Consider the following 15,492-nt stretch of genomic DNA (forward strand, 5'->3'; position numbering starts at 1 on the left):
CGGGCACCTTCGCATAATCCGAAGGGTCTAATCGTTGGGCCACTTTTGTGACCAATTTTGTCGGATCCTCCACGTATTTTACGAATTTTCCTATCTTCTTCATCATGCATTCTCCTGGGTTAGTCGGCGCTGGGTCAACGGCACGGGTGGCGCCGCCCGGTCAGCATCTGTCGCAGGCCATCGCGATGCATCCACCATTCGAATGATATCGGCGGGACCTCAGGTCGACGCGAAGGAACCGGTCACCAATCCATAAGCAGGAGAATGCCGCCCAGCGCGATGAATGGACACTGAGCAATAGCGCGCTATCACCGGAGCCGGTTCGCGGATCGACGTGTTTTACCGACGTCGGCCGACAGCGGCGCTGGAGCGGCGCCGACAAGGCGCGGATTGCGATCGCTCAAGGGCTACCGGTGCTAATGTTGCCGGGGATGAGAACGAACCACGGGAGCGGTCACGCGCTTTCCGCGCGTCTTGGCACTGTCGGGCATCAGGGGCTCATTCTACCGGCGGCGCAGCGCAGGTGTAAAACTCCACAAAATCCGCGAGCGGAATGGCCAGCTCCCGGTGCTCACGATCGGCTCTGCGCCGAATCTCGGCTGCGAACTCTCGCGAGACATCGCGCGACCAGCCTTCGTCTGTGTTGAACGCCACGACGCGAACGGGATCATTGTACTGCCCGCCATAGAGATCGCTAAGCGTCATTTCCCGATCTGAATGGTCGGTATCCGTCTCCGCGAAGACGCGCCCGAGATTACCGAGCTCATCCTCAACCATATAAACGGTGCGGTTAGATGCGGGGATGATCGAGGGGGCGGACACACGCAACTCCGGAACTGATCTGACTCATGCGCCCGCAGGTTCTTGGTTCCTGCCTCAATCGGCTTCGACTCTACTCAAATGACTCGCGACTTTCTCGGACAATCCTTTGTCGTGTTGCCAGGGTGCATCGTCTCTACATGACGCTCGTCCTCGGATCCGGCGCAGGCCGGAGGCTGATCTGAATCTTAATATATCGCCTATCAGCGTTTAGCCGTGATGTCGGTCGGACGGATCCAACTGCCGCGCTAGCACGATGGGTTTCACTGCCTACCGAGCCGGTTGCAATGGATAGACCAGCGCGCGAACCGGGCGGCGGCCAGTCGGCCGACGGCTGCGATCGGCGCCTGCGGCATCCGTTTGAACAGCGTGATCAAATCGTCGTTCCAATCGCCGGCGCCAGACAGCGGAGCGATGAAGATTTCCCGCGCGTCGGTTTTCGGGCGCCCGTGTCGCAAGTAATTTTGATGAGCGCCTCGCCCACCGACTCCATCAGCGACAAGAGCGAGTGCGCGCCGGTTTTGAAATGGCGGACGCGCAAGGTCTCTGCGCGTCAGTCGACGTCGTCCAGCCGCAAGCGCGTGGTCTCAACGACGCGCAGCCCGTATGTCGACAGGAGCTGCAGGATGACATAGTCCCGCAGGCCCATTGGTGACTGGTGTTTCCGCGCAGATTTCAGGACGGTCTCGATTTGATCCAAACTCAACGCGGAGGGAATGCTCTCATAGGCGTAGAGCACCGGGCGATGATTTGCGGCGCCAGATCAACGGCGGTGCGGCCCGTCCTATGAAGATGTCGCATCAGAGAGCGGAGACGCTCAGCCACATCTTTGAAGGTGGGATTCAGCCGTTCCTGCGTCGCCCAGCGGGTGGCTCTTCTGCACCACTTGCATACACCGCTGTCTGGGGAATGCTCTGTGGTTCCGCGATGACGAGGTGATACCGTCCTGCTGGCATGACGCGCGCCACGCGAAGGCCTGCGTCGGTCATCAGCTTTCGGTAAGCTTGTTCGCTTCTTTCGCGACCACCGGGTCCGCGCAGCATGTTGAGGTCGTTCAGTGCCGTTGAAGCGTGGCTGGAGGAGGCATCCTGGAACTGTTCCAACAAGCGCTCGATGACGAGGACGCGGCCCGAACGACCCAACGCGCGCCGGCAGTTGGCGAGGAGCACGGCGCAGTGCGCGTCGTCCCAATTGTGGAGCACGCTCTTGAGCAGGAAGGTGTCGAACCCCGACGGTAAACCAACAAAGAAGTCTGCCGCTAGGAAGTCCGCCCTCGGCCCCAGGCGTGCGTCGGCTATCGCTTTCCAGGCGCCAGCCTCGCAGCGCTGAAGGTCCAGCACGCAGCCGATCGTAGCGGGATAGGCGCCGAGGATAGCGATGAGTAGCGTCCCAGTGCCGCCGCCTATGTCCAAGATCCTGCCGGCGTCGCCGAAATTGTATGCAGCCAGCACATCCCGCGCGACGAGGCGCGTCATGCTCACCATCGCTGCATCAAACAACGATGCCGCTTGCGGATCGCGGCGGATTTCCTCGTATCGTCCGCCTTCCGATCCTGCGATCTCGGCAGATGTTCGGCCGGTGCGCACGGAGTCACTTAAGCCAATCCACGGGCGCACCAGCATTTTTCCTTCGAATCGGGCCCAGTCACCCAAGGAAGACTCAGAGCGTTGAGCGAGATAGGCGCCCATTTCGGTCAGCTGGTATTGACCGCCCTCAACGCATCCGCATATGCCGAGCCCCACCAGAGCTGTGAGCAATCGCTTGATCGAGGCCTCGTGCGCCGGGCAGTCGGCTGCAATGTCTGACGCAGCCCGCGGTCCAGCAGCGAGTGCGTCGATCACGCCGACCTCTACCGCTGCACAGATAGTGGCAGTTACCCGGTGTCCTCCTATGAGATCGAGCAGACGGTCCGTGACGGCCGCGCACGCTGACATGGCACGCCTCCCAACTATCGGGCCGACTTCAAGTCGATCGACCTCGAGATTTCGAGCACTCGCGCTCTTTGCTGCTCGACGAGCTCCCTGAGCGCCTCAGGACCGCCGCCAATCACCTGCTGTCCAGCTGCTTTCAGCTTCTCGGTGACGGCAGGGTCAGACAACACCGCATTGACACTGGAGACGACGCGTTCACGGATTGCGTGTGGCATGTCCCTCCACCCGAAAAGCCCGGCGCCACCCACAAAGGTGAATTCGCCATATCCGGACTCCGCTGCACTGGGCACGTCAGGCAGGATCGTCGTGCGCCGAGGCTCGGTCGTCGCAATGAAGCGTGCCTTTCCGGCAGCGACCGATGCGGCGGAGGTCGGTATCGCCGCGATGAAAGCATGAATGCGGCCTTCGCCGAGATCCATTTGTGGCTGGGAGGCGTCGCGGTAGGCGACGTAGTTCATCTCCAGGCCGCGCTGCTTGAGAAAGGTGGCAAACACGTAGCGCGGCAGCGTCGGGCTGGAGGCCCATGCCAACTGGCCCTTCCTGGCTCGAATGACGGCCTCCAGCTCGGCGAGCGTTTGCACTGCCAGGCTGGTCGTCACCGAGATAGCGACGACCACCGAAACCGTTGGTACAAGAGGGACCAGGTCCGCCTCCGGATCGAAGGGTAGCTTCTCGACTGTAAGTGGCGCGACCGACAGGGTCCCGAATGTCGTGTAGAGTAGCGTGTGCCCGTCGCGGGTGGCAGCAAACGTGCCCGCGCCGATGGTCGTTTCACTGCCGGGCTTGTTCTCAATCACCACCGGCTGTTTCCAGCGCTTGGCCAAACTATCGCTGATGATCCGCGCTGCAGCGTCAATCCCGCTCCCGGCAGGGAACGGCACGACAATACGAACGGTTTGCTGTGGCCAGTCTTGCGCAAGGCTGGACTGGCCTGCCCCGCAAAGGGCAAATACGACGAGCAATGACGCCATGAGCTTTCGAGTACCACCGAGCATGGAAGCCTCCTCAGGCAACGACTGACGATCTCTTCTTTCGACCTGTGCCGGGACGTGCGAGTTCCTCGTTCGCGCCGATCACGCGGATCAGCATTTGCATGAATGCGTCGCGCTCGGCGGCGTGGAGCGTGGAGAGTAGTTGGTCCTGGCCGCGGCGCACCAATGGCGCGAGACGCTTGTGCAGGGCATCGCCACGCGGCGTCAGCCTGAGCTGACGAACCCGCCGGTCCGTCTCGCTCACGCGGCGGGCGATCAGCCCTTTCGCTTCAAGCCGGTCAACGAGCAGGCTCGCATTGGTGCGATCAACGCCGAGGCGCGCGGCAAGTCCAATCTGATCAACATCGGGCTCGCCCCAGACATATGCCAGCACACCATATTGCAGCGGTGTGAGCTCCTCGCCTTCGAGCGACTCCGCCATAGCAGTTGTGCAGATCTGCAGGAACCGGCGGGCCAACGGCATCGGCGCAAGCCGCAGGGGAATCTTTGTGCTCTTTTCCGTAGGCGTCGGTGCTGTGGGCATCGTGCATATATCATCAAATATATGATCATCAAATATATGATGAGTTATTCGCCGTCAAGCGATGACTTGGTACGGCATGCAAGGGGGGCGGCACCGCGCTCGCCAAGTCAGTTCGGTCGCTGTTGACGCCGCCGATGGGTCCGCTTGGGGGCGACAGCGGTCATAAGGCCGCATAGGCCGACGCCTGCCCTATTGAGCAGCTGTACACTCCTTCACATTATTTCCTTGGCTTTATGGCCCTATTTCCAAGATGGTCACTTTACCGATGGTTCGTGCGGATCGGTGTTGCTGCAGAGCCGATCAATCGTGTGGCCGATGTGCTTGAGGACGAGCAGGCCGAGCACACAGGCCTGTTCGTGCCGACAGAGATCCCCAGGTGCCGAAAACCGTCGCAAACCGTTGCGCTTCGGTTTTGCCGTGCAGCGCAAGGTGGCGCGAGCGCCCGAGCTTGGCGAGCATAACAATGAAATCCTTCGCGAATCCGGCTTCGAGGCGGTCGAGATCGAGGCGCTGCGGAAAAGTGGTGCAGTCGAATAATTCCGTGTGACGGACCGCTGCGTCCACGCCAATGTTTGACTTCCGGCCCGAAATTTGCTTGCTAGCGAGCAAATATTTTCGGGGCGAGGAATAGTTATGACGACTGAGCGGTTTGACGTCATCATTATCGGCGCGGGGCTTTCCGGCATCGGTGCAGCGCGCTACCTGACGACGCGACTGCCGCATAAGTCGTTCGCGATCCTCGAGACCAAGCCACGCATGGGCGGCACCTGGGAGCTGTTCCGCTATCCGGGCATCCGCTCCGACAGCGACATGCACACCATGGGATATGCGTTCAAGCCCTGGAAGCATCCAAAGGCGATCAGCGAAGGTCCCGCGATCATCGATTACATCAAAGAGACCGCTGCGGAGAACGATATCGAGCGCCGCATCCGCTACCAGCACAAGGTGATCACGGCGAAATGGTCGTCGCGCGATTCGTTGTGGACGCTCGACGTCGAACAGGCCGACGGCCGGCGGAGCCAGTTGCAGTGCTCGTTCATCTTTTCCTGCGCGGGCTACTACGACCACCATCAGGGCTATCTGCCCGAGTGGCCGGGCTATCGCGACTACAAAGGCACGCTGGTGCATCCGCAGTTTTGGCCTGAAGACCTCGACTATGCCGGCAAGCGCATCGTCATCGTCGGCTCCGGCGCCACGGCCGTGACGCTTGCGCCATCGCTGGCCGAGAAGGCAGCGCATGTCACCCAGCTGCAGCGCTCGCCGACCTATGTTGTGAGCCGCCCGTCCGAAGATGCCTTCAATACGTTTCTGAAGCGCTTCCTGCCGGCACAGCTTGCTTATTCCGCGACGCGGTGGCGCACGATCATTACGGGGCGCCTGCGGGCGAAGCGGTTCGCCAAGGACCCGAAGGGCATGAAGAAGATGCTCGTGGATCTCGCCGTGACCCAGGCCGGACCGGATTGCGATCCAAAGCACTTCACGCCGGATTACTGGCCGGGTCAGCAGCGCATTTGTCGTGTTCCTGACGGCGATATGTTCACGGCCATCCGTTCGAAAAAGGTGACCATGGTCACCGACCAAGTCGAGCGCTTCGACGCCGCCGGCATTCAGCTCAAAAGCGGCAGGCGCCTTGATGCCGACATCATCATCACCGCGACCGGCCTCGTGCTGCAGGCGCTCGGCGGTGTCAAATATATCGTCGACGACCAGGCAATCGTGCCGGGCAAGCTGATCATGTTCAAGGGCTTCATGTACTCGAACATGCCGAACCTGATCTACTTCACGGGTTACTTCAACGCGTCATGGACACTGAAGGTGGACCTGGTCGCGGACTACGCCTGCCGCTTGCTTAAGCACATGGATGAGACCGGCGCGAGGCAGGTGACGCCGCGCGCGGACAACGCGGTATTTGCTAAACCAGGCCGCCCGAACCGTTTCATCTCCGGCTATATCAAGCGCGCGGCCGGACGTGTGCCGAGGATGGGCGCCGACTTCCCGTGGTTTACGGAGCAGAATTATTTCTGGGACCGCAGGACACTGCTCCGCGGCAAGGTCGACGACGGCACTCTGGATTTTTCCGGACCGAAGTCGGTGGTGTTGCCGCCGCTCCAACGCGCGGAAGAGATTCAGCAGGAGGCTGCCGAATAGCCATGGCGTCGGCGACGACACAGCTGGCACGTTCACGCGAGCCCTCGACACATGTCGAGCGACGCGAGGAAGCTGAGCGCAAGCTGCTGGCGGCGGCAGCGAAGATCATCGCCGTCAAGGGGCTCGAACGCTTCACTCTTGCCGAAGTCGGTGAAACGGCGGGCTATAGTCGCGGACTGCCGAGGCATTACTTCGGGGACAAGGACGAATTGACGATCCGTGTTGCTCTCTATGTTGCCGAGCATCCGATCCTGCAGGAGCGGCTGAAGGAAAAGGTCGAGCCGGGGCTTGCAACGGTCGTCAGCATCATCCGTTTCTTCTTTTCGGTCGCGCCAAAGTACCGCACCAATGTCCGCGCGTTGTCGATCGTGCTCGCGGGGGTTTTGACCAATCATTCGCTGAAGGAGCCCATCGCGAGGATGTCGCGGGCGAAGCGGGCGGCGCTGGCCGAGCACATTGCGATCGGTATCCAGCGCGGCGAAATCCGGAAGGATGTGAACCCGCAGGCGCAGGCGATTCTGATCCTGGCCCAGATGCGCGGCGTCGTCATGCAGTGGCTCAGCGAGCAGGATGCGGTCGACCTCGAAGCGGTCGAGACAGAGTTCATTGAGACCCTCCGGCGCGGCCTCGCAACGCGTTAATCGCGCTTCTGGCGCACGATCCAGGTCGTCGACAGCGGCCCGCCACTCGACGAAGCGCGAACGGGGTGTCAAACTCGTTCCAAAGCGAACAACCTCGGACCGTCAATGACCAGGCAAGACGCGATCGCACGCGCAACGCGATATTTCGATTCCGGGACACTGACAGCTGACCTGGCACGGCGCGTGGCATTTCGGACCGAGAGCAAGAACAAGGAGCGCGCTGGCGAAATCGAAGCATATCTGAGGGACGAGATCGCGCCGTTCCTCGACGGCCTCGGATTTTCGGTCGATATCGAACGGCGGGAGGGGGCGCCGCCGTTCCTGTTCGCCCAGCGGCTGGAGAATGATGCGCTGCCGACTGTCCTCGGGTACGGCCATGGCGATGTTGTCGACGGGATGGACCAGGCCTGGGAACCGGGTTTGTCGCCGTGGACCATGACCGAAATGGACGGTCGATTCTACGGCCGCGGCACCGCCGATAACAAGGGCCAGCACACGATCAACCTGGCAGCTCTGCAGGCGGTGCTGGAGACGCGAGGACGGCTCGGCTTCAACGCGAAGTTCCTGTTCGAGATGGGCGAGGAGCGGGGATCGCCGGGTTTGCGCCAGATCTGCGCGGATGAACGCGCAAGACTCGCGGCAGACCTGCTTATCGCCTCCGACGGACCGCGCTTGAAGGAGTCTCTGCCGACCATCTTTCTGGGGTCGCGCGGAAGTCTGCCGTTCGACCTCGTGCTCAAGGCGCGCGAGAGGGAATATCACTCGGGCAACTGGGGCGGCGCGTTGGCAAATCCTGCGATCCAGCTGGCCCATGCGATCGGTTCTCTGGTCGGCCCGACAGGGCAGGTTCGCGTGGACGAACTTAAGCCTCCGCATATGCCGCAATCCGTGCGTCAGGCATTGGGGGATTGCGTCCTGGAAAGCGATGACGACGGCCCTGAAATCAATGCCTGGTGGGGGGAGCCCGGACTCACACCGGCTGAGCGGGTGTTTGGCTGGAGTTCGCTGGAAGTGCTGGCATTTGAAGCGGGCAATCCTGCATCGCCTGTGAACGCTATTCCCTCACGCGCCTGGGCCCGGATGCAGCTTCGCTTCGTCGACGGCGTCGAACCGGCTCAGGTCATCCCGGCCGTTCGCGCGCATCTTCTTAAGCACGGATTTGGAATGGTTGATGTTCGGCAGGTGCAGGAGGATGTGTACAGGGCGACGCGGCTTGCACCAGACAACCCTTGGGTCGACTGGGCGGTTACCTCGATCCTGGCGACGACCGGCAAGAAGCCGACCGTATTGCCCAATTTCGGCGGCACGCTGCCGAACGATTGCTTCGCTGATATTTTGAAGATGCCGACACTCTGGATCCCACACTCCTATCCAGCCTGTGCGCAGCATGCGCCGAACGAGCATCTTCCGCGCTCGATCGCGCGCGAGGGACTGGCGATCATGGCCGGGCTTTATTGGGACCTGGGAGAGCGCAGTTAAGTCTCACTCCACGCTGATGTTTGCATCCTTGATGACCTTGGTCCAAAGACCGACGTCCTTGGCGATGATATCGTCGAACGTCTTGAGCGGTGCCGGCTTTGGCTCGCAGCCGGCCACATCGAGTTTTTTCTGCACGTCTTCGTTTGCGAGCGCTGTGCTGAGCGCCTGCGCGATCTTCTCGACCACAGGCCGCGGCGTGTTGGCAGGAACGACGATGCCGAACCACGGCGTAACCTGCGCCTCTGCAAAACCTTGCTCGGCGAGAGTGGGTGCATCGGGGAAGTATTTCGAGCGGCCGCCGTCGTTGATGGCGCCGATAATGCGGATCGCGCCGGACTGAACCTGCGCCAAGGTCTGGTTGGCCGAGAGGAATGTCGAGGTGATCAGGCCGTTGGCGAGATCCGGCACCATCTGCGGAAAACCGCGATAGCCGATGCCGGTCACATCGATGCCTGCAAGGCGTTTGAATAATTCGAAACCGAGATGCGTCGTCGAGCCTTTGCCGGGGTGGGCGTAGTTCAGCGTGCCCGGCTTCTCCTTCGCCAGCTTGACGAATTCGGCGACGTTGGTCGCGGGCACAGAGGTTGGCACCACAAAGAAGTTCGGAGCCTTGCATATCTGTCCGACGCCAACGAAGTCCTTGGCCGGATGCCAACGAAGGTTCGGATAAAGGCCTGGGCTTGCGGTGAAGAACGTCGTCGCCAACAGCCACGTGTAACCGTCGGGTTCGGCGCGGGCCACTTCTTCTGCCGCGATGGTGCCGTTGGCGCCGGATTTCGATTCCACCACAATCGTTCCACCAAGCGCCGGCGCCATCTTGTCGCCGACGATGCGAGCGAAAACATCGGTGACGCTCCCCGGCGCATAAGGAATGACGATGCGAATGGGCCGCGTGGGAAAATCGGTCTGTGCAACGCTTGTGGAGACGCTGGCTGCAAGGCTAATTGCTGCGGCGGCGGCGTGAATGATCACTCTCTTGTTGAAAGTCACTGCTGCTTCTCGTTCTGAGTTTTTCTTGGCGTTCCGGTAGCCAGATACGCAAGTGAATAGGGATGAATTCGCAAACGGTCGAACTCGCTGGGGGATGCCCAGATGAGTTCCGAGTGTTGCGTGTCGGCGGTTACGTCAATCCTTTCCGGAAGGTAAAGCTCGTAGGCTAGGCATATATAGTGTGTGCCGAACCCCGGTGCGTTCTTCCAGTTTGTCTCATAGAAGTGTTCGTAGACACCGATCAGACGCGCTTCTTTGATAGTCGATGTGAGTGATGTTTCAGTTGCCAGGATTCTTTCGAAGGCATCGGAAAGCGTTTCACCTTTCCGTATTCTGCCTCCCGGAACGAAATAAAAACCGTGAGCCGGATTATTCTTGCGAAGACCCAGCATCACGGCGCCTGCCGGGTCCCGGATCACAACGTCAATCGAGCAAAGCGGCGCACTACGCACAATCCCTTCGAATTCGTGCTCGTGCAGCTTGTCACTCACTCAACGAAGCCCCAGCGCCAGTTTCTTGGTCGATATGCCGTCAAATCGGGCCGGTTTCAAGGGCAAACGATCAAAGCACAACGGGCTAGACGTCAACGGCATGCCTTCTTTTCACCTCGGCTTCGGCCAGGCGAAGCACGATGTCCTTCATTCGAACCTTCGCGCTCCAACCAAGTTCGCGTTTGGCCCGGCGAGGATTTCCGGCGCTCCAGTCAATGTCCGTTGGCCGGCGCAAGGCGGGGTCAACCTCGACATGCTTGCGCCAATCCAGACTGAAGTATGAGAAAACTTCGCGAACGAAGGTCTCAAGCGTGTTTGTTTCACCGGTCGCGATCACAAAATCCTTTGGCTCGTCATTGCGCAGCATCAAAGCCATTGCCTCCACATACTCGGGCGCCCATCCGAAATCTCGGGCCACTGCGAGGTTTCCGAGGACGAGCCGGTCAATCTTGCGGTCGGCGATATCGGCTGCCCCAGAGACGATCTTCTGCGTGACGAAGCGGCGCGGCCGCAGCGGAGATTCATGATTGAACAGGATGCCGGAGCAGGCGAACTGACCATAAGCCTCGCGGTAGTTTGCGACAGTCCAGAACGCCGTCGCCTTGCCGACTCCGTAGGGGCTTCTCGGCTCGAATGGCGTGGTTTCATCGGCGATGTCTTTGGTATTACCGAAGCATTCGCTCGAGCATGCATTGTAGAGCTTGGTGTCAAGCTTCAGGAGCCTCATGCATTCAAGAATGTTGAGCGGGCCGAAAATCGTCGAATCCAAAGTCTCGACGGGCTGTCCAAAGGACAATCCAACCGAGGACTGCCCTGCCAGGTTGTAAATTTCCGACGGACCGACATCCGAGATCACCTGAAGAATGCTGCGAAAGTCGGTCAGGCTGGCTGAATGGAGACCAACCTGCTCGATGATTCCAAGTCTGCGGAGGTTTGCGAAGCTCGTCAGTTCCTTATCCCGGGAGGTGCCGTGCACTTCATATCCTTGAGCAAGGAGGTGTTGGGAGAGGTACGCTCCATCCTGCCCGGATATGCCAAAAATGAGTGCCTTTTTCTTCGCCATCATACGCTCCGCGCTCCAGTGCGGCAGCGAGAGGCGCCGCAATCTCCACTTTGCAGCAACCGCCCCGACGGGATTCCGCATTGTTCGGCGCCGAACCTCCAATCCCGAATTGGCATTGTTAAGGCGAGAACCGATGCGTCATTAGTTTGCGTGCTCATTCAGTCGCTGCATTCCGCGTGACTTCGACGTTTGGGATTGTGCACGGAGCAACTCCGATGCGCATTTGGATGCGTCCGGCCGCCGCATTCTTGATTCAATTGTCAAACAGCAGACACACGGCATCGCCCCCTGTTCAGTCCGGCCTGGGATCGCCGGTCTTCTTTTGCTTCCTTCGCCTTAAGAGGGCGTGCGGAACGCTTGGGCGTTTAGCTGCACCCGCAGCCCCACGTGCAGTAAGAGAAAGCACGTGAGTGGTGGTCACCACGGACGCGAGCCTCAAGCCGGCGTTCCGCACACGATGGTTCTTGCACGGTTTGCTGCATGCCCCCAGGCCTCGCCACTTTCGCTGGCTTCGCCCGGTTCGTGCGAACTGTCGCCCGGGCATGCACTTGGACCGTCCGTCCGTCGTACCGGCGTCAACTGGCTTTGGGCATCACACGGATTTCTCCGGCGCTTTCCAAGGCCCGGCATCGTAACGGCCACCGCATCCCGCTCCGCATCTCAAAGACGATCGCGACGCGCCCTCTCATTGAAGCGGGACGAGATGCATCGTATTGCGGATAGGAATGAAGGCAACAATTATTTCGGAAAAAACGAACTCCTGTGAATATCCTGTGTGTAACGCGAGCGACGGTTGCTGCGAATTTACCTGCGTAGGTGGCTAGGTCAGCCGTCTGACACGCATTTCCATGGAGCGTCCTACCAACGTTGTGCCGCGCACGCGACCATTGTCAGCTGGCGAGATGACAGCAATGCAAACGCATACCTAACGGGGTGTCTCTTTGTCTAAAGTTGGCTCATCGGATCGGAATAGCCTTTCTGACAATATGAACGTGCCCATTGCCAGCTCCGTCGACAAGCTCGAATTTCCACACTCGTACGGCTGCTGCCTTCAGAACGTCTGCAGAAACGATGTACTGGTTGATGGAGTTGGGAGCGTCGATACGCACCCCATAGACCAGCGCAACCGGAAGTCGTTCTACGATGTCCGCAATGTATGGTCCAAGGTCTTTCTCAATGCCCGTTTGACGGAAGATTGCTTCCAGCGTGCTCACGTGCATCGATGGAATGTCCTGCCGCAAGTCCGTCTGCTCCGGTTGGACGACAAATCCTGTCAGAGCGGGTGTCGGCAGCACTAGGTGAACATTGCCTTGTGAGTGCTCGTTCTGGATTGCGATTTCCTTCTCTCCCGCTCCCAAGAGGAGGCGAGCGCCGAGGGGGACAACAAGCAAGAGTATGACGATGACAGAAAGGCCGAGGGCGGCGTTTTGCCAACGCACAACTGGGCGTGGAAGGTTGGCGGAGGGCATCATCGGTGTGGATAGTCCCAGCGCAAGCATCATCGCGATGAATACGTGCGTGACGGTCAAGACGCGCCCACCATCATCTCTGAAGACGAAGGCCGAGGACAACACTACGCTGGCAAGCAATGTCAGGAGGAATGTCGTCTCGGGCAAGCGATCGCGCCGACTGAAAAAATAGAGCCAACCTGGCAATAGCATCACAAGGATAGTCTGGATAACCGACGTGGGAGGCCAGAACAGGGTTGTGTACTGGACGACAAAAAAGCGCGGGATGTTCTCGAAATACGCGACCATCGTAGAGTAGAGCGTTCCGAGGAGGACAGCGGGTTGCGCGTGAATTGCCTTCAGCGCCTCGTTCCAGAGCAATGCGTTCTGAGCAACGCGATCTCCAGAAGCCGCGGCCAGCTGTGCAGAGAACGTATTAGCGCATTCCGCCCAGTTTGTTCCCCGACTCAATCCGCAGATCGTGTAGGAAAAATTACCTCCAGTGTCGCCGGCGTTCGGCGTAAAGCTAAAGGCGAGTAAGAAGTTTATGCCCAAAACCGCAATGCCTATGATCGCCGCGACCCCCAGCAGATAGAGACGCTGCCGATTCGAATGGCCAAATCTCATGGCGATCCAGGCTGGCACTGCAAGTATCGTGAACATGCTGCCCATACGCGTCAGCAAGCCGATGCAAAGCGCAGCATACCCGAGAAAGGCGAAGTGCAGCGACGCCAATCGGAAGCAGCGCACGAAAAGCGCGAGCGCGAGCAATCCCCACATCAAGCCCAACGACTCGGTCATCATTGTCGTAAGGAAGGGGCGAGCCAACCCGAGAGCAAGACCCGTGAATGCAAGCGTGATCCAGATGCCGTACCGTTTAGCGATCGAGCGAGCGCAGAACACGATTGCAACGGTAACCAGCAGCGCTTGAACAACGAGTGACCCCGTATAAGAATAAGCACCGAGAAACAGCACCACCGAGCGTGCTGCGGCTGCAAACGGACGCTGTGCTGCTATTGCATTCCATGCTCCCTCATAGATGCCTTCGAACGGCGCGGCATAGTAAACCCGAGCGTCGGAGTAGGGCACCAGACCGCCAAGGCTCATGTAGTGCATGTCGAGCGGCGTGTACCGGCCGCTCCATCCTCCTCCAGAAAGCAGAAACAGCAGCAGGAGCAAGAGCACGGGCCAGAACGCCCACGTCCAGAACAATGAAAAGCTTTTCAGATGGCAGCTATATCGCGTGCGCGCGGCCGTCGCAGCGGATACGATCCATTCAAGGACACAACCGGCCGCGGCAAGCACGAACATGGCGTGGCTTGAGAAGAGCGCCAAGTCCCAGGCATGTGCCAAAGTCGGCCACCTCCGAATAATGGTCGCGGTCGGGAGCGCGTCGCCGCTGGCCAGTCCCCAGATGATCGTGCCTGCGTAACCCACTGCTATGAGGCAGAATCCAAGGCTTGCGATCCAGAGCACAACAAATGCGAAATCGACCACGCGCACTGACATTCGTTCGAACCGCAACCGGTCTGCGCGGCGCTCGATGATCAAAACGCCTGTGCACGCTGCGGCCGCAAGGACGACAAGGCCAAGAACGATATAAGGGTGAGCGCGGACCGAATAGGAAATCGATATCGATGTTGTGCCGTCGTTAGCGAGGTCCGACGGAAGCCAGAAATACAAATGGGTATTCCAGTGACTGAAACCCCCGGTGAACCCGGCCCGCAGCCGGTCATGAGGGACATGGGCCTCATTCCATTCTTGGCCAGCGACTGAGAGTCTCAGATCTGATGCGCGCCCACGCTCCATGGAATCGCCCGGTGCCCCGAGCAATGAACGCGGTCTCACGCTAGTGGCGACGGAAAGAACGACGAGGCGACTTTCCTTCGTTTCAGTTTGGAACGGGCCTCGATACGTCTCGGTCTTCTTCCAGACACCAAATTCAAGGGACAGGGCAGCGAGGGCAAGACCTAGGAGAATAGCAGCGAGGATGCCCCACGTGCGGCGCGACGAGCATACTTGCAGCAGCTGCCGAACGACGGGAACGATTCCTAGTTCAACGATTGGCAAGATTGAAATCTGGCGCCCCTATCATGTGCTTTTCGTCCGCGACTGCCGGCTGACAACAATCTGTCCTGCGCAACATGATAATGATGGTAGCGGGATCGCCACTGCTGCGGCGCGCGGGGTTCGACAGAAGATAGCGGTTGCCTTTCGAATTTGCATCAGAGAAATCACGTTCTACGCTCTGCGGTTGGTGTGTGCTGGTTTGTTCGAAATGTTCGCGATTGTTGCTCACGTGTTGCCGGCCTCAAGCTTCGCCTTGTTGGCTCCGATCAGGGCTTTGATGACGGGCCGGGAGCGTTCGGGCGAACTCGTCCGAAGCCATTCGATTTCTCCAGTGATGTGGATGATTTGATCTGGGCGGGGATGCCGTAGTCGCGAGCGGTAATGCATCACGGTTGCTTGCCGCGCGTCCGTCGAGTTATCTTGCCGGCGGGCAGAGGAAAATATGAACAGTCATAATCTCGCGATCCGCTTTTTGCGGAGCGCCGTCTTTCTCGTATTGCTTGCAACAACCGCCGCCGCGATTTTAGAGCGAGATGTCGAATTCCTCGTTAATCGCGACTTCTCGGACTCGCTCGAACGAGTCGTTCGCGCCGGTGCGTGGCTTGGAGTCGTCTACTGTGCGGTGCTGTTCGCGCTCGAAAGGCAGCAAGCGCGGCACGCCGTCCTGCTGATCCTATCGATTGCCCTGCTCACAGCGCTGAAGGTCTAGTCGGCGCCCGGCGGTACCAATCCACAGGCCTTAGCCCTTGGACCTCATCAATTGTGGCGATTGCGTGTCGCGTTCCCTTCGGCTAAGTTCCCTCCCGGGCAGGGAGGAAATACCTACAATGTCTTACATATTGGTGGCCGTCGCCGGCATCACGGCGATGGCCCTGCTTTTGGCTGGTGCCCTACTGG

General features: G+C 59.6%; 13 protein-coding genes. 5 read left to right on the forward strand and 8 right to left on the reverse strand.

All coding sequences use genetic code 11. The features are described 5' to 3' along the window. Nucleotides 1-498 precede the first annotated feature (498 nt). The 4 genes from RCO31_RS11470 to RCO31_RS11485 form a co-directional block, all read right to left on the reverse strand. The gene (locus RCO31_RS11470) at nt 499-822 is read right to left on the reverse strand and encodes a hypothetical protein (RefSeq protein ID WP_308968460.1); all 324 of its coding nucleotides are present in this window, start codon (nt 820-822) and stop codon (nt 499-501) included. An 839-nt stretch (nt 823-1,661) separates the two neighbouring features. After that, complete coding sequence (locus RCO31_RS11475) at nt 1,662-2,753, reverse strand: methyltransferase (protein WP_308968461.1); 1,092 nt, start codon at nt 2,751-2,753, stop codon at nt 1,662-1,664. 14 nt (nt 2,754-2,767) lie between these two features. After that, a complete protein-coding gene (locus RCO31_RS11480) occupies nt 2,768-3,721 on the reverse strand; it encodes a tripartite tricarboxylate transporter substrate binding protein (protein ID WP_308968462.1) in 954 nt (317 codons plus the stop codon). Nucleotides 3,722-3,755: 34 nt separating this feature from the next. Beyond that, the gene (locus RCO31_RS11485; protein ID WP_308968463.1) at nt 3,756-4,265 is read right to left on the reverse strand and encodes a MarR family transcriptional regulator; all 510 of its coding nucleotides are present in this window, start codon (nt 4,263-4,265) and stop codon (nt 3,756-3,758) included. Between the two features lie 633 nt (nt 4,266-4,898). Between RCO31_RS11485 and RCO31_RS11490 the strand changes: the two genes are divergently transcribed. From RCO31_RS11490 to RCO31_RS11500, 3 genes are all read left to right on the forward strand, one after another. Then, nucleotides 4,899-6,413 (forward strand): NAD(P)/FAD-dependent oxidoreductase, encoded by a 1,515-nt coding sequence (locus RCO31_RS11490; protein ID WP_308968464.1) that lies wholly within the window; start codon nt 4,899-4,901, stop codon nt 6,411-6,413. Between the two features lie 2 nt (nt 6,414-6,415). Beyond that, nucleotides 6,416-7,054, forward strand: a complete 639-nt coding sequence (locus RCO31_RS11495) for a TetR/AcrR family transcriptional regulator (protein ID WP_308968465.1) — start codon at nt 6,416-6,418, stop codon at nt 7,052-7,054. Between the two features lie 105 nt (nt 7,055-7,159). Then, complete coding sequence (locus tag RCO31_RS11500; protein WP_308968466.1) at nt 7,160-8,533, forward strand: M20 family metallopeptidase; 1,374 nt, start codon at nt 7,160-7,162, stop codon at nt 8,531-8,533. 3 nt (nt 8,534-8,536) lie between these two features. Here the strand turns inward: RCO31_RS11500 and RCO31_RS11505 are convergent, their stop codons facing one another. From RCO31_RS11505 to RCO31_RS11520, 4 genes are all read right to left on the reverse strand, one after another. Further along, entirely contained in the window at nt 8,537-9,523 is a 987-nt protein-coding gene (locus RCO31_RS11505) for a tripartite tricarboxylate transporter substrate-binding protein (protein WP_308968467.1), read from the reverse strand. Beyond that, the gene (locus tag RCO31_RS11510; RefSeq protein WP_308968468.1) at nt 9,520-10,014 is read right to left on the reverse strand and encodes an NUDIX domain-containing protein; all 495 of its coding nucleotides are present in this window, start codon (nt 10,012-10,014) and stop codon (nt 9,520-9,522) included. Before RCO31_RS11510 ends, RCO31_RS11505 begins: the two co-directional genes overlap by 4 nt. Before the next feature lie 85 nt (nt 10,015-10,099). Beyond that, nucleotides 10,100-11,077, reverse strand: a complete 978-nt coding sequence (locus RCO31_RS11515; RefSeq protein ID WP_308968469.1) for a GDP-mannose 4,6-dehydratase — start codon at nt 11,075-11,077, stop codon at nt 10,100-10,102. Nucleotides 11,078-12,033: 956 nt separating this feature from the next. Continuing rightward, on the reverse strand, nt 12,034-14,208 hold the full coding sequence (locus RCO31_RS11520) for a hypothetical protein (RefSeq protein WP_308968470.1): 2,175 nt from the start codon (nt 14,206-14,208) through the stop codon (nt 12,034-12,036). Between the two features lie 316 nt (nt 14,209-14,524). Between RCO31_RS11520 and RCO31_RS11525 the strand changes: the two genes are divergently transcribed. Both RCO31_RS11525 and RCO31_RS11530 read left to right on the forward strand, forming a co-directional pair. Beyond that, nucleotides 14,525-14,944, forward strand: a complete 420-nt coding sequence (locus RCO31_RS11525; protein WP_308968471.1) for a hypothetical protein — start codon at nt 14,525-14,527, stop codon at nt 14,942-14,944. Between the two features lie 93 nt (nt 14,945-15,037). Then, nucleotides 15,038-15,304, forward strand: coding sequence for a hypothetical protein (locus RCO31_RS11530; protein WP_308968472.1), 267 nt, complete (start codon nt 15,038-15,040; stop codon nt 15,302-15,304). The last annotated feature ends 188 nt before the right edge of the window (nt 15,305-15,492 follow it).

Source organism: Bradyrhizobium sp. LHD-71, from assembly GCF_031157255.1.
In the GTDB taxonomy this organism is placed as follows: domain Bacteria; phylum Pseudomonadota; class Alphaproteobacteria; order Rhizobiales; family Xanthobacteraceae; genus P52-10.

What these genes read in the sequence shown, in the direction of transcription:
- RCO31_RS11475 (WP_308968461.1), bottom strand. Translation starts at nt 2,753, where the DNA reads ATGTCAGCGTGCGCGGCCGTCACGGACCGTCTGCTCGATCTCATAGGA.
- RCO31_RS11480 (WP_308968462.1), bottom strand. Translation starts at nt 3,721, where the DNA reads ATGGCGTCATTGCTCGTCGTATTTGCCCTTTGCGGGGCAGGCCAGTCC.
- RCO31_RS11485 (WP_308968463.1), bottom strand. Translation starts at nt 4,265, where the DNA reads ATGCCCACAGCACCGACGCCTACGGAAAAGAGCACAAAGATTCCCCTG.
- RCO31_RS11490 (WP_308968464.1), top strand. Translation starts at nt 4,899, where the DNA reads ATGACGACTGAGCGGTTTGACGTCATCATTATCGGCGCGGGGCTTTCC.
- RCO31_RS11495 (WP_308968465.1), top strand. Translation starts at nt 6,416, where the DNA reads ATGGCGTCGGCGACGACACAGCTGGCACGTTCACGCGAGCCCTCGACA.
- RCO31_RS11500 (WP_308968466.1), top strand. Translation starts at nt 7,160, where the DNA reads ATGACCAGGCAAGACGCGATCGCACGCGCAACGCGATATTTCGATTCC.
- RCO31_RS11515 (WP_308968469.1), bottom strand. Translation starts at nt 11,077, where the DNA reads ATGGCGAAGAAAAAGGCACTCATTTTTGGCATATCCGGGCAGGATGGA.
- RCO31_RS11530 (WP_308968472.1), top strand. Translation starts at nt 15,038, where the DNA reads ATGAACAGTCATAATCTCGCGATCCGCTTTTTGCGGAGCGCCGTCTTT.